Consider the following 18,470-nt stretch of genomic DNA (forward strand, 5'->3'; position numbering starts at 1 on the left):
GCGAATAAAAAGGAACGGCCGATTCGACCTCAAGAACCGCGGGAGGCTCGGAGGGCTGCGAACCAAGTATAAATAATAAACTGAATATCGCGATATAGAATTCGAGAACGCGACAAGACACTTATCGAATCGGTGTCACGCTCGTAACATGTCCCGATTTCGGAGCCGTCGTCGGTTCCTCCAACTGCTCGGGGGTGCATCTCTCGGCGCCGCCGGCTGTCTCGGCCGCGACGGCGGGTCGCCGAGTACGACGACGGCCACGGAGACGACGACCACCAGGGCTGAGCCAACCACGACCTACGGTCCGACCTCCGGGCCGGACGAACGCGTGACGGCCACGCCGCCGGGTGACCCCGCGCTCTCGCCATCGGGGACGTGGCCGCAGTACCAGTTCGACGCGGGTAACACCGGCTACAATCCCGACGTCTCGGTTCCCTCCGTCGCCGAGGAGTACTGGCGGCTGAACGCCGGCGGCTCGCCCGTCCTCGACGGCGAGCGTCTCTACAACCTTCACGGCCGCGGGCGCGACAAGAGCGCGCTCGTTCGACGCGACCCCTCGACGATGGCCGAGCGGAGCGCGACCACCCTAGTCCGCTACGGGATAAACTCGCCGCCCGTCGTCGCAGGCGACCGGGTCGTCGTCACGACGTTCATCGAGGCCTTCTGCCTCGCCGCCGACCGCGACGAGGTACTGTGGCGCGGGCCGGAGATGGACGGCATCCACGGCCCGCCCGCGGTGGGAGACGGCGTCGCCGTCGTCTCTGGCGGCGGGTTCGACGGCGTTCCAACCCACCTACGGGCGTTCGAACTCGGCGACGGGACCGAGCGCTGGCACTACGACCTCGGAAGCGACGCGAAGGGCGCGCCGGCCGTCGCCGATGGCGCGGTGTTCGTCGTCACCGACGACGCCGTCCACGCCGTCGACCTCGCGACCGGCGAGCGGCGCTTCCGCGTCGAATCCCGGGCGAGCGAGTGGACGACGCCGGTCGCGACGACAGAGGCGGCGTACCTGACCACCCGCGACGACGAACTCCTCGCGCTCGCCCCGACCGACGGCACCGAGCTGTGGCGGTCACCGGGGACTGGCACGCCGGTCGTCGCCGACGACGTGCTCCACGTCGCCGTCGACGGAGAGACCGCGACGCTGTCGCTCGACGACGGGAAGGAAGTGGCGGCGCGCTTCCACGGCGGTCCTCACGCGCGCGCACGAGAAACAATATTGGTCTCCGATGAACACGGACAGCTATTTGCGTACGATTCTGTAGAAGAACGTCGGCTATGGATACATCACACACCAGAAGTGCAGGTGGCTGACGTGATATCGCAGGGCGTCGGCACGGCGGTTCCGCTCGACGGGGCGGTGTACGTCGTCGCCGCCGACGGCTTCCACGGATTGGGACCGGCGCGGGACTAAGGCCGGGTGACTGCGCCGCTCGACTCGCAAAACCTGGAGGAAAAACGACTCTAGACTACATGAAGTCCGCGATACCCGACTGCTCGTTCTCCACTTTTTCCGAGTCTCACTCCGCTCGACTCGCAAAACCTGGAGGAAAAACATCTAGACTACATGAAGTCCGCGATACCCGACTGCTCGTTCTCCACTTTTTCCGAGTCTCACTCCGCTCGACTCGCAAAACCTGGAGGAAAAACGACTCTAGACTACATGAAGTCCGCGATACCCGACTGCTTGTTCTTGTCGTTCTCGAAGACTGATTCGAGGCTCTTTTCGAGCACTTCGAGTCGCTGTTTCGTGTAGTCGCGGCAGTCGAACTCCTCGGCCACCTGAATCGCGGTGTCCATGTACTTGTTCACGGAGCCCTGGTGGACCGTGAGGTTCACCCGGCCGCCGCACTCCCGGCAGTCGCCCGAAAGGGGCATCCGCCGGTACTTCTCGCCGCAGTCGAGACACCGCGTCTCCTGTCGCGAGAAGGCGCGGAGGTTCCCGATGAGGTCCGGCAGGAAGTGGTACTCGATGACGCGCTCTGCCACGTCCGTCTCGTCGACCGCCCGAAGCTTCCGCGCGAGGAACAGTTGGGCGTCCATCTTGTCCATCATCGACCCGAGCGTCTTGTACGCCGAGAGGTCGGGGCCGGCGGCGATGTTCGTCGTGTCGTGGGTGTGGTCGAACCCGGTGTACTCGCGGTCGGTTCCGAGGAACTCCTCGGCGATGGTGACGTCGTCCTCCCAGTCGTCGGGGTCTTCCATCCGCAGGGTCGCCTCGTAGAACTCGCGGGGGTACTGCCGCACGATGTCCATGTTGTGCGCCTCGTCGTCGATTTCCGAGGGGTCGATGCGCGAGGACATGACGAGCGGCGCGTCCATCTGCCCGCCGCGCTTGTCAGGGAGATATTCTTTCGAGAAGTTGAGAAGACCGTCCATGAGAAGCATGACGCAGTCCTCGTCACCGTCGCACTGCGCGACGTGGAGGTCGTTGGCGACCAGCGAGTTGGTATCTTCGACGGTCAACGAGTAGGTGTGGTCGATATCGCTTTCGAGATATTCGACTGAGACGACTTCGTCAAGCCACGTATCCCCGCCGTCCGAGAAGAGACGCTGACTTCGGATGTCCGTGTCACCAAGAGCGCTCGCCAGCGCCTCGCTCTTTCGGGGGAGGTGGAAGCCAACTTCCTCGGCGAATCGAACCGCGTTCTCCGACGTGACTTTGAGGACCCACGAGTCGAACGTCGGGACCTCGTCTCCATCGTAGAACTCCGCCACCGCACCGGTCTGTGGTGTTCGGCGCTCAGAGTAGGTCTTCGCGGCGATGCCGAATCGTTTGAGGGCGGCAACGAGGTCGCGTTTGAGGTCGTCGCTCACGGTGTGCGCGCGGATCTCCACACGGTCCGAAGACGCGCTTCCGTCTCCGGAGAAGTACGCCGACAGGAAGGACCGAAGAACCGGCTTGGGGCCGGTGAGTATCGAGTCCGGGACGCGTTTGACCTCGGCACGCGACCCGCATCCGATGACGTCCGCAAACAGCGACTGAACGAGCCGACTCGAAATCGTGACTTTCCATTCGTTCTCCTCGAACGCGTCGACACCGAGCGCTTCGCTAACCGTGTCGAGGATGTGTTCGCGGGCGAGTTCGTCCGGGATACAGATCGTCGTCTGGTAGAAGTTTCCGGGCGACGCTCTCGTGAAGCCGTCCGCGGCGTAGTATCCCAGTACAGTTCCGAACGCCTCGTCGATATCGAGCACTCTCGAAACGGTCGCGGTATCGCGGCGAACACCAAGAGATAGCTCACGCGGAAGCACGTCGACGACCGTTTCGACGTCTCCGAGAACCTCCACGAATACCGAGGCCGGAACGCTATCGCGAGAGACCCAGTTGTAAACCGTCGAATCGCTCCGTCCGAGTCGCTCGGCGACCGGTTTCAGATAGCCGCTCGCTTCGGTATGCTCGTCGAAGAGCGACCGGATTCGGTCCGCACCGAGTCCCCGAATCATCAGGTCTTCGGCCGGTATCGTCCCGCCGTTCAGGAACTCCGCGAGCAAGTCGAACTGAGCCGGGTCCGCGTCGATGTCGACGCACTTGGGCGACGGAAGCGCGTCGCCTTCGTCGAGTTCGTGCGCGGGAATCCGCGTGAATCCGCCGTCGCCGGCTCGAATCACCGTGTGGTCTGGAGTGACCGTTAGCTCTCTCCCACCGCGGGTCTCGATTCGTACGAGGTGGTCCTGTGCGACGTGCTTAGAGACGGCTTCGACCGGTTTCATCGTCTCTCGTCCGTCTCTGGCCAACGACGGGACGTACACGTCCCCGTCCAGTTCCTGAACGAGGGTCCCGAAGTCGTCGGTATCCGGGTCATCGAGCCGTTCCTCGACAAGCGTTCGAACCTCGTCGTATCGCCACCGGTCGGTCTCGTCTCGGTACCAGACCTTCGTCTCCGGATGGAAACAATTCCGGCGTTTCGCGGCGTGAAAGTACGGATGAGCATATCCGACCGCTGCTGTCGTGAATCCGACAACTCTGCCGACGACCGCGGCGGAGGTGTGGGGAGCCATCCCGAAGACGAGTTCGCCGATGAGGTCGTCGCGCTCTTCGATTTCGTAGAACCGGTCGAGGCCGTAGAACTGTTCGAGGAGGTCGTCGACGAAGTCGGCGGTCTGCATCATGTGCTGCGCCGCGCCGTTCGAGAGGACGATGTCCTGAACTTTGAGTTCGACCAGTTGGTCGTCGAACCGGAGGGGTTCGCCGTCGATGTCGGTCTCGTAGCCGAGTTCGCGGAAGTGGTCGGCCGTCACGTCGAGTTCCTCGGGACGGACCGCGGTGACGGGCAGGTCGGTCATGTCGTAGCGGACGGTCCCGTCTTTGAACGACGACACGTCGTGTTTCGCGCGCAGGACCCCCTTCTCGATGGGTTCGGGCGTCTTGTTCGCCGAGGTGAGCCCCTTCACACCCTTGAGAATCTGGAACGACGACTCGCGCTCGCCGACGCGTTCGAGGGCGTTTCGGTACTCGGTGTTGAGGTCGATGTCCTGCCACTCGGCGCTCTCGACGTCCCACTCGCAGCGCTCGCAGTAGACGCGTCCCGACTCGTCGGGTTCGATGACGGACCCGCAGTCGTCGCACTCGTAGTGGGGTTCGGTGTGGCCGCCGCAGTCGGGACACTTCGACTTGAAGCCGAACGCGCCGCAGTCGGGGCACTTGCGCCGGCCGAGTCGGACCGAAATCTGCCCGCGCCCGCCGGACTCGCCGCGGTGTCTGGCGGCGTCGCCCACGTCGCGTTGGCTCCCACCGGCCTCGCCGATGGGAAACAGCGTGTGGACGGCCGGCGAGAGGTCGCGGCGCTCGGACTTCTCCGGGCGCCCCATCCGGTTGCCGATGCGGGTGGGCGCGCGCTCTCGGAGGGTGAACGGCGCGACCTCGTTGACGGCCTCGACGGCGTTGTCGCCGCCGTCCCACTCGCGGGCGCGCTCGGAGAGGTCATCGAGTTCCCACGTCCGCTCGCGGTCGTCGGTGAGGCCGAGGCTCCGGGCGAGCGGTCGCCACACGGGGACCCGAAGCGTCTCGTCGGTCTGGCGGTGGGCGACGAGCAGGTGTTCGAGCGCCTCCCGAATATCGGGCGTGTTGTCGAGGACGAGCGTGCCCTCAAGCCCGCGCTCGGGTTCGTTCTCGTGTTCGAGCGCGCCGGCCGTGCCGCCGTCGGCTTCGGCGGCGACGACATCGCCGGCCGCGACGGCGTCGGCGAGCGCGTCGAACCGCTCGACGGAGATATCGTGCCAGAGGTAGGTGTACGTCGGGTGCAGCGGGGCGTCGAACTCGGTCGCCCACGAGAGGGCCTGTTCGACCGACGGCTCTTCGAGGTCGACGGCGGGGTCGTCGCGGAGCGCCTGCACGTTGGCCTCGGTCGTCTCGAAGTCCTGAATCCACCACTCGAAGACGTACGAGGCGGGCGCGAGCGGGTGGTTGTTCTCGACGAACTCGCCGAAGTTGACGAGGTACTCGCCGAGGTCGAGAATCTTCTCGACGCCGTTCTGGAGTTCCTCCGCCTCCTCGGGGTCGTCGATGCGGCGCACGTCGCCGTTGGCGAGCCTGACCGTCGGCCCCTCGATGGAGTCGACGGGGACGACGCCGCCGGCCTTGCCGGGGCGCTCGGTCTTGATTTGGGTGCCGGTGGCGATGAAGTCGTCCACGATGTGCATCGTCGCGGGGTGGACGCCCGCGGTCGCGAAGCCGTGGTTGCGGGCGCGACCGTACCGGAGGCGGAAGCCGCCGGGCGCGGAGGGGTGGCCGAACACCGGGCGGCCCGCGATGAGGTCGCGGAGGAACTTGGTCGCGGGTTCGACGCGGGTCGGTCCGTCGGGGGCGCCGCTCTCGGCGTCCTCGGCGTCAGCGTCCGCGCCGGCGTCCGCGTCGTCGGTCTCGTCGCTGTCCTCTCCGGCGTCGTCTGCCTTTGCGGCGTCTTCGTCGTCCTTTCCGATGGTACCGTCGATGAGGTCCTGAAGCCACGGCCAGTCGACCTCGTCGAGTTGGCGGGTGTAGCGCTGAATCTTCGGGGCCTTGAGCGCGATGCCCTCGGCCGCGACGAGACACATCCCGCCGCGGGCGGAGTTGGTGTCGACGCGTTCGAGGTCGCGATAGCCCGAGACCTCCTCGTCGCCGGTGGCCTCGCCGTCGAGCATGATGGGCATGTTCTGAGCGATGAAGCGCGACTCCTTGTCCTTCGGCGAGTACTGGAGACCGGTCTCCTTGTCGTAGAGGTTTATCTCCTCGACGTAGCGCTCGACCTCGTCGGTTCGAGCCTTGTACTCGTCGATGTCGAGAAGCGACCGGGCGTAGTCGGCGACGAGCACGGAGAGGGCCTGCGCGGTTCCGCCCGCCGAGCGAATCGGGCCGGCGTAGTAGACGTTGACGAACTCCGTGCCGTCGTCGTTTTCGAGGATTTCGACGCGGTCGATGCCCTCGATGGGGGCGGCGACGACCCCCTCGGTGAGGAGGGCGACGGCGGTGCGGACCGCGCCCTCGACTTTGCCTTCACGGGAGTCGTAGTCGCCGACGTTGCCGTCGACGAAGTCGGTCACGAGTTCGAGCGCGGCTTCCTCGCGGGACATCTCGCCTTCGAGTTCGCGGACGCGCTCTGCGACGCCGTCGATACCGAGGATGTTCTCCACGCGGTCGGCCATGTCCTTGGCGACCGGAATCTCGACTTCGGTCTTCGGGTCGTACCCCGTCGCCTTCGCGGCCTCCGCGAGGTCGAACGCCTCGTCGAGGCGGGATTCGATGCGACGGAAGTACCGGGAGTCCTCCTCGCGCACGGTTACAACCAGAGGTCGAGGTCGGTCACCGCGTCGTGGTCGCGTTCGAGCGGTTCCTCGAAGGCGCGGAGGTTCACTTCGCCGGCGAAGACGGTCGCCGAGTCGAGGTGGCCGGCGAGCGACTGCCCGCTGCGTCGGGAGAGAATCGCGTGCGTGTGTGCGAAGGGCTCGCCGTCGAGGAGCGCGACGTTACCCACGCAGGCGGCGACTTCGAGCGGCTCGTCGAACGTCACGGACTGGTACTCCTGGTCCGTCTGGTCGTAGAACCAGAGTTCGGCGTCCTGAACGGCACCCATGGCGTTGAACCACGCGGACTCGATGTCCTTGCGCGCGCAGAACTCCTCGATCTCCTCGCGCCAGTCCGCACCGTGTTCGAGGCGGGCGAGGTACTCCTCGCTCACCGTCACCGCTCGAGCGTTCATGCAGCGTACCACGAGCGAGTCGGACTAAAATGTGAATGGTCTGGCCGCCGGGCGTCCGGCGGCGGGCTTACGGGGCCGGAGCGATTATCGCCACTCGTCGAGTGCGAGCGCGTCGGCTACGTCAGCAGCGAGCCACGCGTCATCGCGGGAGATGTCCGCGATAATAAGACGCTGGCCCGTCTGAGAGCGATCCACCGAGGCCATGACCTCGGCGCCCGAGTCGTCGACGGAAGCCGTCGCATCCGGCGTCATGTATGATACATAGTGACACCCCTATATAAGTGGACCGAAATGGCGGGCCGAGGGGAGCCCCCGTTACCCGATTCTGTCGTCTCGAAAAAGGGTTTAAAATGTAAAACGAGTTCTGTAGGGATTCTCGTGGCAGTTTTCGCCGGTTATGTATGGTACTACATCCCTTCCACGCTACACTATATCAAACAAATCGAATACGGTAAGTTTATCCACGCGGACCGGAAAGATTGGTTCGAATGCCAGACACTAACAAACTCTCGCGTCGCCGCTTCCTGAAGGCAACGGGTGGGGCCGCTACGGCCGCCGCTCTCGCCGGTTGTACCGGCGGTGACGGTGACGAGACGACGACGACCGAATCCGGTGGCGACGAGACCACCACCGCGACGACGACCGAAGAGGACACGGGCACGGAGCTGTCCGGCTCGGTGTTCAACCGCATCCTCTCGGGCACCATCACGACGATGGACCCCGTCGCCGCGACCGACACGTCGTCGGGCATCCTCATCCAGCAGGTCTTCGACTGCTTGATGTCGTACCCGAACGCCCTGCCGACGGTCGAAAACGAGCTCGCCGCGGACTACACGGTCTCGGACGACTTCACGACCTACACGTTCCAGCTCGCCGACGCGACTTACCACAACGGTGAGACGGTCACCGCGTCCGACTTCATCTACGCGTGGGAGCGCCTCGCGGCCTCCTCGAACAGCCGCCGCGCCTACTTCATCCTCGATTCCATCGGCGTGGAACACGAGACGGACGACGAGGGCAACTACGTGCCCGGTTCGCTCGGCGTCGAAGTCGGCGAGACGGAGACCGAACTCGTCGTCAACCTCTCCGAGCCGTTCCACGACACCCTCGAGATGTTCGCCTACACCTCGTTCGCCGCCCTCCCCGAGGGCGTCCTCGGCGACATCGAGGGCTACGACGGCGAGATGGAGTACACCGAGTTCGCCTCGAACAACCCCATCGGTGCGGGTCCGTTCGAGTTCGCCTTCTGGGAGCAGGGTACCGCCGCGGCCGTCTCCAAGTACGACGACTACTACGGACAGGTCGCGCAGGTCGACAACGTCCGCTGGCAGGTCATCGAGGACGACACGGCCCGCTACAACTACGCGATGAACGAGAACGCGGACTACTTCGGACTGCCCACCGCGCAGTACGACCCCGGACTCGTTCAGGTGGAGTCGACCGACGAGTACGGTCGTGAAATCGGTAAGTACGGTCCCGTCCGCAACGGGAAGACGCTCAACTACGTCGGCGTCCCGACGCTGTCGATCTTCTACGTCGGCTTCAACATGGAGAAGGTCCCGAAGCCGGTCCGTCAGGCGTTCGCCTACGTCCTGAACCAGGGCCAGATGGTCTCGGAGGTCTTCAAGGGCCGCGGTTCCCCCGCACAGCTCTTCACGCCGCCGACTATCTTCCCCGGTGGCGCGCAGGCCGCAAACGACCTCATCGACTCGGAGTACCCCTACAACGCGGACGAGACGGACATCCAGGCCGCCCGCGAAGTCATGGAGGAAGCCGGCTACGGTGAGGACAACCAGTTCGAGGTCCAGTGGACCCAGTACAACTCCAACACGTGGGAGGAGATGGCGAGCATCCTCCGCGACCAGCTCGCGTCCGCCCACATCAACATGCAGATTCAGAAGGCCGACTTCTCGACGCTCCTCGAGCGCGGCCGCAACGGTCAGCTCGAGGCGTACACCCTCGGCTGGATCGCCGACTGGCCGGCCCCGGACAACTTCCTGCAGCTCCTGAACCCGCCGCAGACTGACACGTCCAAGCAGGGCCCCATCTCGTACGTCAACTGGACGGCCGAAAACGGCGACGCCTACCAGCAGGCGACCGACGCCTACCAGCAGGTCGTCAACAACCCGGCCCCGACCGACGAGGCCCAGCAGATCCGCGACGAGGCCTACGTCGACATCGAGACGGCCAACTGGGAAGACGTCGCGATGCTGCCCATCTACAACCGCAAGGACGAGACGTTCTGGTACGACACCGTCAACATCGAACCGTTCGGTGGGATGGGTCCGAGCCGCCAGAAGCTCAACAACGTCACGCTCAACCGGTAAGACTGGGTAGCGCGGGCGCATCTTCGCGTCCCGTCTCAGTTGAAACTCCCGGTTATTTTTGACAAGCGTACAGTTAGTTACCACTATATACTATAATCCTGCAGTAGAGTTGCTGAAACTACGACATTAGGGCTTCGAAGCGCAAGACATATCCATACCACTCATTAAACCAGTACAATAATGTCCGCTCGAACGGTCTGCGAGGTGATGCCATGAGTCGATGGCAGTACTTCCTCCGCAGGGTACTGATGTCGATTCCTGTCGTCATCTTCGGGACGACGATTACGTTTGCCCTCATCCGCCTGGGGCCACTCGACCCCGTTTCGGCGATTCTGGGGACGCAATACAACCCACAGGCGGCAGAACAGATTCGGACGAACCTCGGGTTGAACCAGCCGCTCTGGAGTCAGTACCTCGACTTCATGTATCGACTGTTCACCTTCCAACTCGGCCAGTCGTGGGTCATCGCACCCGGGACGACCGCGTACGAACTCATCGAAATCTACGCGCCCCGGACGATTTGGCTCGGCTTCTGGTCGGTCGTCATCGCGCTGTTCGTCGGGATTCCGCTCGGCTTCTACGCCGGACTGAACCCGAACACGCCCTCCGACTACGTCGCCTCCTTCGGCGGAATCGTCTGGCGCGCGATGCCGAACTTCTGGCTGGCCATCATGCTTGTCACGGCCCTCTCGCAGCTCGGGACGTGGACCAATGGCCTGTTCACGTGGCAGACGTGGATCGTCAGGACGAACGTCGTGACGCCGCCGGCGCTCGGCTTCTTCCAATCGCCGGTCGAACAGTTCCTCGAAGACCCCGGCGGGTGGACCGAGTCGTTCATCCGGGCGACGAAGCAAATCGCCCCGGCCGCGCTGGTCCTCGGGTCGGCGTCGATGGGTAACGAGATGCGCATCGGCCGCACCGCCGTCCTCGAGACCATCAACTCGAACTACGTCGAGACCGCCCGTGCGAAGGGCGTCTCCGGGCGCTCGCTCGTCTGGAAGCACATCTTCCGGAACGCGCTCATCCCGCTCGTGCCCATCATCACGGGCGAGGCGTTCCTGCTTCTCGGCGGGTCCGTGTTCGTCGAGACAGTCTTCGCCATCAACGGCCTCGGCTGGCTGTTCTTCAACGCAGCCATCAACGGGGACCTGCCGCTCATCGGGACGCTGATGTTCATCTTCATCCTCATCCTGGTCGGCACGAACATCCTACAGGACTTCCTGTACACGATTATCGACCCGCGCGTCGGGTACGACGGGTGAATCACAGTGAGCACGACAACCGAAACCGAAATTCCGCTCCGACAACGAGTCGCTGAGAACCCCCAGCCCGCGCTGATTTGGGCCGCCGTCGGTGCCGTCCTCATCGGCGTCGAGCTGGGCGCTATCCTCCAAGTCGTCGGTGCCATCGCCGGCGTGGTCGTCAACCTCATCCCCGGTGACCCCGGCGCGTCGGCCGTCCAGTCGCTGCAGGCGGCGTTCGACGCGATTCCGACGCTCATCTCCCGCGACGTGATTCCGAACCAGGGCTACTGGAACGGGACCGGCTACGAGAACACGTTCCTCGGGCTCTCGCCCGCGGTCGCGTGGGCCATCCGCGTCGCGGTCGTCTACGCGTACGCCTTCGCGGTGCTGGCGTGGGCGTGGAACGGCTACAAGCGGTTCCGCCGCCACTACCGCCGCGTCGACTGGACGCCGCGGGACGACGTGGTCAACCGCTTCCGGGGCCACTCCTGGGGCAAGTTCGGGCTCATTATCGTCATCACGTTTGTGGTCATGGCGGTATTCGCGCCCACGCTCGGGCCGACCACGATGGAACAGAACATCCTCCAGCCGTACGACTACGAGGTCAGCTACTGGAGCGAAGACACCCAGAGCGTCGAGACCGTCCTCGTCGGCGAGGCCAATCTCGGCTCCGGGTCGCAGGGAGCGGGTGACGAGAACGTCGCGCCGCTGACGTACGACGACTTCGGCAGATTCCACCCGTTCGGCACGGCGACAAACGGGAAGGACTTGTTCACACAGGTGGTGTTCGGGGCCAGGATATCCCTGACCATCGCCGTCGTCGCCATGGGCATCGCCGGCCTCATCGGACTCGCCTTGGCCATGATAACGGCGTACTACAAGGGACTGGCAGACTTGGCAACGGTGTTAGTCTCCGACTCGATACAGGCGTTGCCGGTCATCATGGTCCTCATCTTGATGCTCGTCATCTTCCAGAACACCTGGGTGAGGGAGTTGTACGACGGCGCGGTGCTCATCATCCTCATCTTCAGTATCGTCTACTGGCCGTTCATCTGGCGGTCGATACGTGGGCCAGCGCTCCAGGTCTCCGAGCAGGACTGGATCGACGCCGCGAAATCGTTCGGCCAGACGCCGACGCAGGTCATGCGCAAGCACATGGCCCCCTACGTGTTCAGCTACATGCTCATCTACGCCTCGCTCAGTCTCGGTGGTATCATCATCAGCGTCGCCGGGCTCTCGTACCTCGGGCTCGGCATCACCGCGCCGACCCCCGAGTGGGGCCGGCTCATCGCGAACGGACAGCAGTACGTCGCGAGTCCCTCGTGGCACATCTCGCTGGTTCCCGGCCTCCTCATCACGCTCGTCGTGACCGGCCTGAACGCCTTCGGCGACGGCATCCGCGACGCCATCGACCCGCAGGCGGACACCGGTGACGAGGCCGCGGCCACGGGAGGTGGCGCATGAGCACCGAACAGGCGAGTTCGGCCCGCACCGAGGGCGAGCCCCTGCTCTCCATCGAGAACCTCCGAACGTCGTTCTACACCGACAAGGAGGTCATTCGCGCGGTCGACGGCATCTCGTTCGACATCTTCCGCGGCGAGACCGTGGGTATCGTCGGCGAGTCCGGTTCGGGCAAGTCGGTCACGGCCCGCTCTATCATGCGGCTGGTGGAAAAGCCCGGCCGCATCGAGAACGGCCGCATCATGTACGACGGCGAGGACCTCCTCGACAAGTCGCCGAAGCAGATGCGCTCCATCCGCGGCGGCAGCATCGCGATGGTGTTCCAGGACCCGCTGACGAGCCTGAACCCCGTCTACACCGTCGGCAACCAGATCAAGGAGGCGCTTCGACTCCACCGCGGACTGAGCGGGTCGAAGGCGACGAAAGAGGCCATCGAACTGCTCGAAGCGGTCGGGATTCCGGACGCGCACCGCCGCGTCCGCGAGTACCCCCACCAGTTCTCCGGCGGGATGCGCCAGCGCGCCGTCATCGCGATGGCGCTCGCGTGCGACCCCGAACTGCTCATCTGCGACGAGCCGACGACGGCGCTCGACGTGACCATCCAGGCGCAGATTCTGGAACTCCTCGAAGAGCTTCAGGAGGAACGCGACCTCGGCATCATGTTCATCACCCACGACATGGGCGTCATCGCCGAAATCGCCGACCGCGTCAACGTGATGTACGCGGGCGAAATCGTCGAGAGCGCACCCGTCGTCGAACTGTTCGAGTCGCCGAAACACCCCTACACGCAGGGGCTTCTCAACTCCATCCCCGGACAGGGGCTCGACGAGGACGAGCGCCTCGCGACCATCGAGGGCGACGTGCCGACACCCAACGAGGACCCGACGTACTGTCGGTTCGCCCCCCGGTGTCCGAAGGCGTTCGCCGAGTGCGACACGGTACATCCGGTCCCCGTCGACGTGGGCGACAGCGCGGACGACCACCGAGCGTCGTGTCTGCTGTACCCCGAGGACCTCCCGTCCGAGGAGGCGGTCGCCGTCCACCGCGAGGGCGGACAGCGCGGAGGTGACACGCGATGAGTACGACATCCACCGAAGAAGAGCGGAGCACCGAGGCGCGCGGAGACACCATCCTCGAGGTCAACGACCTCAAGACCTACTACGAGGACGGCGGCTTCCTCGGCAGCAACCCCGTGAAAGCGGTTGACGGCGTCTCGTTCGACATCCAGCGCGGCGAGACGCTCGGACTCGTCGGTGAGTCCGGCTGCGGGAAGTCCACGCTCGGTCGCACGCTGATGCGCCTCGAAGAGGCCACCGCGGGCGAGGTCAAACTCAACGGCACGGATATCACCACGCTGTCCGGCTCGGACCTCAAGCAGTTCCGCAAGGACGTACAGATGGTGTTCCAGGACCCCGATTCGAGCCTCAACGAGCGGATGACCGTGGGCGAAATCGTCCGCGAGCCGCTCGACGTCCACGACTGGAAGACGCCGTCGGAGCGCCGCGAGCGCGTCCGCGAACTGCTCGAAACCGTCGGCCTGCAGGAACAGCACTACTACCGCTACCCGCACCAGTTCTCCGGCGGCCAGCGCCAGCGCATCGGCATCGCCCGCGCGCTCGCGCTCGAACCGGAGTTCATCATCCTCGACGAGCCGGTGTCGGCGCTCGACGTGTCCGTGCAGGCGAAGATTCTGAACCTGCTCGAAGACCTGCAAAACGAGTTCGGGCTGACGTACCTGTTTATCGCCCACGACCTCGCGGTCGTCCGCCACATCTGCGACCGCGTCGCCGTGATGTACCTCGGCAACATGATGGAAATCGGACCGGCGGACGAGATGTTCGACCAACCGGCGAACCCGTACACGCACGCGCTGTTGTCGTCGATTCCGGAGCCGGACCCGACTATCGAGCGCGACCGAATCACCCTCCGCGGAACGCCGCCGAGCCCGCGGGACCCGCCGGCGGGCTGTCCGTTCTCGACGCGCTGTCCGGTGAAGATTCGCCCGGAGGCGTACAGAGACATGGACCCAGAGCTCTGGGAGCGCATCGAGGTCTTCCGCGAGGTGCTGCGGGAGCGCTCGCGCGCCGACCCCTCGTTGAGCGACCGCGTCCGGAAACTGCTCGGCCGCGAGAGCCACCGCGCCGGGATGGACGAAATCATCCCCGAACTGTTCGGCGAACTGGACGTGCCCTCGAGCGTGATGACCCACATCCGCGAGGCCGCCGATTACGCCGAAAACGACGACGAGGACGCCGCACAGACCTACCTCCACGAGGAGTTCGGGAGCGTCTGTGACCACGAGCGACCCGACCAGCTCACGGTCGGCAACCGGGGGCGCTTGAGCCTCTGTCACCGTCACGAACCCGAGTACGAAGAGCCGGCGGCCGTCTTCGAGACGCTCGTTCAATAGCCATGGAGTTCGACCCACGCCGCTTCGGCGTCAAGACCATCGACGCCGTGGTCTACGCCGTCTCCCTCACCGGCGTGGTGTTCGTCGTGACCGCCCTCGTGAGCACGCTCGCCGGCAACGGACTGCCCGGCGCGAAGTGGCTCATGTTCTTTCTCGGGTTCGCCATGTTCGGCTACGCGTCGCTGAAGGTCCGCCCGAAGGCGGCCTGGAAGGGCGGCGACGAAAACGGTGGCACCGACGGCGGCCTGTTCTCGGGGAGCGACGAGCCCGTCGGCGTCGAGAAACTCGTCGGGAACGCGCTCGACGCGGTACTGCCGCCGCGACTGCGACCCGCGAACAGCGACGAGCGGCCGTCGAGCGGGGTGAAACTCCTCCTCGCGTCGGTCTGTATCCTCGCGGCCTCGTACGCGATGGAGGTCGTCTTCGGCATCAACTACTGACCGCCTCGGACCCCCGTGGCCTTCGATGCCTTTTACCATATACGTCGTCCAGAACGGGTATGGCCGAACTCGGAGACGACGAGACGCCCGATGTCGAACGAATCGCCAGCGAGGCGGACCGCCGCCGCGAGGCGTGGGGCGCGACGCTCGACGACATGACAGCGATGGCCGACGAGTTCGAAGCCGACGGGTGGGAGACGGTCCGCATCCCGGCGGGCGACAGCGGTCCGTTCGGTCCCTCCAGCGGCAAGGGCGACGAGGGGGCGTTCGGCCTCGCGTACGTCATTCCCGGCGACAAGGCCGAGACGGTCGCCGACCTGTTCGAAGCGACATCGTTCCCCGAGTACGAGGTGTACCGCGCGGAGAACGACGGCCGCGTCTACATGGTGACGGCGCTGTTCTCGCCGGACGCCGAGACCGCTATCTTCCTCGCGGGCGCGTGGGACCTCCGCGAGGCGCTCGAGTGTGCGACCGTCGCCGTCGAGGAAGGGCGGATGTACACCTACCTGCAGAAGCTCGACGGCACCGTCGTCGGCGTCGTCGAGCACGACGACCCCGAGAAGTTCTTCCCCAACCTCGACGCGATTCGGCGATACGCGCCGAACAGCGGCGACGACGAGGCCGAAGGCGACGCCAGCGACGACAACTGAGTCGGGGGCGTCCCGCTTTCGTTTTCGGAGGACTCGCGACGCTCCCGCGAGCGGCGGCGGACGCCTGTCAACGAACCGAAAGCGTTCGCAGAGTACATTAGGCGGGGGGAAGAAAGCGGGTGTATGAAAGTAGCCGACGCGATGACCCGCGGTGAGGAGGTCGTGACGGTGTCCCTGCCGGGCACCCGCGACGACGTTCTGGAATACCTCCAAGAGCGTGGGTTCTCTTCTGTTCCTGTGGTGAAAGAGACCGACGAGGGGACGAAGTACCGAGGGCTCATCTCTCGGGAGGACCTCATCGAACACCCCGACGAGGACCAGCTGGCGGTGCTCGTCCGCGAGGTGCCGACCGCGAGCGCCGACGACGACCTCGAAGCGGCGGCCGCGACGATGGTCTCGGAGGGCGCGCGCCGAATCCCCGTCGTCGACGGCGACGCCATCGAGGGCATCCTCACCGTCACCGACGTGGTCCGGGCCATCGCCCGCGGCGACATCGACGGCGAGACCGAGGTCGGCGACCTCGCCGCCCGCGACGTGAACACGACGTACGTCGACGTCCCCCTGCACATCGTCGAGCGCGAGATATTCTACGCGAACGTTCCCTACGCGGTCGTCCTCGACGACGAGGCCTCGCTGGCCGGCATCGTGACCGAAGTCGACATCATCGAGGTCGCCCGCGTCGTCGAAGGCGAGGCCGGCACCGGCGACTCGGTCGCCAACCAAGACGACGAGTGGATGTGGGAGGGAATCAAGGCGGTCGGCAACCGTTACATCCCGACCCGGAACGTCGAGATTCCGGCCGAGCCGGTCTCGAAGTTCATGACCGACGACCTCGTGAGCGTCCCGACGCGCGCCACCGCCAAGGACGCCGCCCAGACGATGATTCGCGAGGACATCGAGCAGATTCCGCTCGTCTCCGGCGACGAACTCATCGGCATCGTCCGCGACATCAACCTGCTGGAGGCGCTGTATGAGTGAGGGCGACGAGTCCGCCGCGCTCACCGAACTCGCGAAGCGCCGAGGCTTCTTCTTCGGCTCCTCGGAGGCCTACGGCGGCGTCGGCGGGTTCTACACCTACGGCCCGCAGGGCGCGGCCCTGAAGTCCAACGTCGAAGAGGCGTGGCGCGAGCGCTTCGCCGTCCAGGAGGGTAACCTCGAAATCGAAGCGCCGACCATCATGCCCGAACCCGTCTTCGAGGCGTCGGGCCACCTCGACGGCTTCGACGACATGCTCGTCGAGTGCGCCGAGTGCGGCGAGTCCCACCGCGCGGACCACCTCATCGAGGACAACTCCGAACTGGAGGACGCGGAGACGCTGTCGCCCGAGGAGGCGGCGGAGAAAATCGCCGACCTCGGCCTCGTCTGTCCGACCTGCGGCGCGGACCTCGCCGGCCAGTCGGTCGAGGACTTCAACCTCATGTTCGAGACGAACATCGGCCCCGGCTCCTCGACGCCGGGCTACCTCCGCCCCGAGACGGCGCAGGGCATCTTCGTGGAGTTCCCGCGCATCAAGGAGTACGCGCGCAACAGCCTCCCGTTCGGCGTGACGCAGGTCGGCCGCGCCTACCGTAACGAGATTTCGCCGCGGAAGAGCATCGTCCGCACCCGCGAGTTCACGCAGGCCGAACTGGAGCACTTCATCGACCCCGAGCGCGACGAGGCCGACCTCTCCGCGGTCGAGGACGTGGAGGTGCTCCTGTACCCCGCGACCGAGCAGGAGGCCGACGACGGCGACTACGTCGAGACGACCATCGGCGAGGCCGTCGAGGACGGCGTCATCGGCAACGCGTGGCTCGGCTACTTCCTCGGCATCGCCCAGGAGTGGTACGAGACGGTCGGCGTCGACATGGACCGCTTCCGCTTCCGCCAGCACCTCGCGGGCGAGCGCGCCCACTACTCCTCGGACTGCTGGGACGCCGAGAGCGAAGTCGACGGCGACTGGATAGAAATCGCGGGCTTCTCGTACCGCAGCGACTACGACCTCTCGAAGCACGGCGAGTACGGTGACGACGACTTCACCGTCTTCCAGCAGTACGACGAGCCGAAGACGGTCGAGCGCGCCGTCGTCGACCCCGACATGGCGACGCTCGGCCCCGAGTTCGGCGCGCAGGCCGCCGACGTGGCCGAGGCGCTGGAGACGCTCGCCGAGCGCGACCCCGACGCCTTCGACGCCGACGAGGTGACCCTCGACATCGACGGCGAGGACATCACCGTCGACACCGACGTGGCGAACTTCTCGGTCGAGACGCAGACCGAGGCGGGCGAGCACATCACGCCCCACGTGGTCGAGCCCTCGTTCGGTATCGACCGCACGGTGTACACGCTCCTCGCGCACGCGTACGAGACCGACGAGGTCGACGGCGAGGCGCGGAGCTACCTCTCGCTTTCGCCCTCGGTCGCGCCGACGAACGTCGGCGTCTTCCCGCTCGTGAGCAACGTCGACGAACTGGTCGACCTCGCCGACGACGTGGCCGCCGAACTCCGCGCGGCCGGCTTCGCGGTCGTCTACGACGACTCGGGGAGCATCGGTCGGCGCTACCGCCGACAGGACGAGGTGGGCACGCCGTTCTGCATCACCATCGACCGCGACGGGCTCGAAGGCGACGGCGCGAACACCGTCACCATCCGCGAGCGCGACAGCGGAAAGCAAGTCCGACTGCCCGTCGACGACCTCGTCGGAACGCTCGTCGGCCTGCGCGCCGGCACCGCCTCGTTCGACGACGTGCTCGACGAGAACGAGGTCGTCGAGGCGTAACCCGC

At 65.5% G+C, this 18,470-nt stretch carries 13 protein-coding genes; 10 read left to right on the plus strand and 3 right to left on the minus strand.

Going from position 1 to position 18,470, the window contains the following annotated elements:
* The first annotated feature begins 148 nt into the window (after nucleotides 1-148).
* Nucleotides 149-1,414, plus strand: a complete 1,266-nt coding sequence (locus DEQ92_RS08380) for a PQQ-binding-like beta-propeller repeat protein (protein ID WP_115804374.1) — start codon at nucleotides 149-151, stop codon at nucleotides 1,412-1,414.
* Nucleotides 1,415-1,659: 245 nt separating this feature from the next.
* Here DEQ92_RS08380 and DEQ92_RS08385 read toward each other — a convergent pair whose 3' ends face one another.
* From DEQ92_RS08385 to DEQ92_RS23840, 3 genes are all read right to left on the minus strand, one after another.
* Nucleotides 1,660-6,756, minus strand: a complete 5,097-nt coding sequence (locus DEQ92_RS08385) for a DNA polymerase II large subunit (RefSeq protein WP_115820652.1) — start codon at nucleotides 6,754-6,756, stop codon at nucleotides 1,660-1,662.
* 2 nt (nucleotides 6,757-6,758) lie between these two features.
* A complete protein-coding gene (locus DEQ92_RS08390; protein ID WP_004973980.1) occupies nucleotides 6,759-7,178 on the minus strand; it encodes a PPC domain-containing DNA-binding protein in 420 nt (139 codons plus the stop codon).
* An 84-nt stretch (nucleotides 7,179-7,262) separates the two neighbouring features.
* Nucleotides 7,263-7,430: a hypothetical protein gene (locus tag DEQ92_RS23840; protein ID WP_004973981.1), complete on the minus strand. Its 168-nt coding sequence runs from the start codon at nucleotides 7,428-7,430 to the stop codon at nucleotides 7,263-7,265.
* 236 nt (nucleotides 7,431-7,666) lie between these two features.
* On the opposite strand from DEQ92_RS23840, the gene DEQ92_RS08395 reads away from it, so the two are divergent.
* The 9 genes from DEQ92_RS08395 to glyS all read left to right on the plus strand — a co-directional run bounded on the left by DEQ92_RS08395 (nucleotide 7,667) and on the right by glyS (nucleotide 18,465).
* Nucleotides 7,667-9,505, plus strand: a complete 1,839-nt coding sequence (locus DEQ92_RS08395) for an ABC transporter substrate-binding protein (RefSeq protein ID WP_004973982.1) — start codon at nucleotides 7,667-7,669, stop codon at nucleotides 9,503-9,505.
* A 212-nt stretch (nucleotides 9,506-9,717) separates the two neighbouring features.
* On the plus strand, nucleotides 9,718-10,767 hold the full coding sequence (locus DEQ92_RS08400; protein WP_050458425.1) for an ABC transporter permease: 1,050 nt from the start codon (nucleotides 9,718-9,720) through the stop codon (nucleotides 10,765-10,767).
* A gap of 6 nt (nucleotides 10,768-10,773) precedes the next feature.
* A complete protein-coding gene (locus DEQ92_RS08405; RefSeq protein ID WP_049905027.1) occupies nucleotides 10,774-12,213 on the plus strand; it encodes an ABC transporter permease in 1,440 nt (479 codons plus the stop codon).
* Nucleotides 12,210-13,289 (plus strand): ABC transporter ATP-binding protein, encoded by a 1,080-nt coding sequence (locus tag DEQ92_RS08410; protein ID WP_004973984.1) that lies wholly within the window; start codon nucleotides 12,210-12,212, stop codon nucleotides 13,287-13,289. The genes DEQ92_RS08405 and DEQ92_RS08410 overlap by 4 nt, the downstream gene beginning before the upstream one ends.
* Nucleotides 13,286-14,620, plus strand: a complete 1,335-nt coding sequence (locus DEQ92_RS08415) for an ABC transporter ATP-binding protein (protein WP_008091035.1) — start codon at nucleotides 13,286-13,288, stop codon at nucleotides 14,618-14,620. The genes DEQ92_RS08410 and DEQ92_RS08415 overlap by 4 nt, the downstream gene beginning before the upstream one ends.
* Before the next feature lie 2 nt (nucleotides 14,621-14,622).
* Complete coding sequence (locus DEQ92_RS08420) at nucleotides 14,623-15,060, plus strand: hypothetical protein (protein WP_004973986.1); 438 nt, start codon at nucleotides 14,623-14,625, stop codon at nucleotides 15,058-15,060.
* A gap of 59 nt (nucleotides 15,061-15,119) precedes the next feature.
* On the plus strand, nucleotides 15,120-15,710 hold the full coding sequence (locus DEQ92_RS08425) for a hypothetical protein (protein WP_004973987.1): 591 nt from the start codon (nucleotides 15,120-15,122) through the stop codon (nucleotides 15,708-15,710).
* Between the two features lie 123 nt (nucleotides 15,711-15,833).
* The gene (locus DEQ92_RS08430; RefSeq protein ID WP_004973988.1) at nucleotides 15,834-16,688 is read left to right on the plus strand and encodes a CBS domain-containing protein; all 855 of its coding nucleotides are present in this window, start codon (nucleotides 15,834-15,836) and stop codon (nucleotides 16,686-16,688) included.
* Entirely contained in the window at nucleotides 16,681-18,465 is a 1,785-nt protein-coding gene (gene glyS / locus DEQ92_RS08435) for a glycine--tRNA ligase (RefSeq protein ID WP_004973989.1), read from the plus strand. Before DEQ92_RS08430 ends, glyS begins: the two co-directional genes overlap by 8 nt.
* Nucleotides 18,466-18,470: the final 5 nt, after the last annotated feature.

The sequence above is a fragment of the Haloferax sp. Atlit-6N genome, assembly GCF_003383195.1.
Lineage (GTDB): Archaea > Halobacteriota > Halobacteria > Halobacteriales > Haloferacaceae > Haloferax > Haloferax gibbonsii.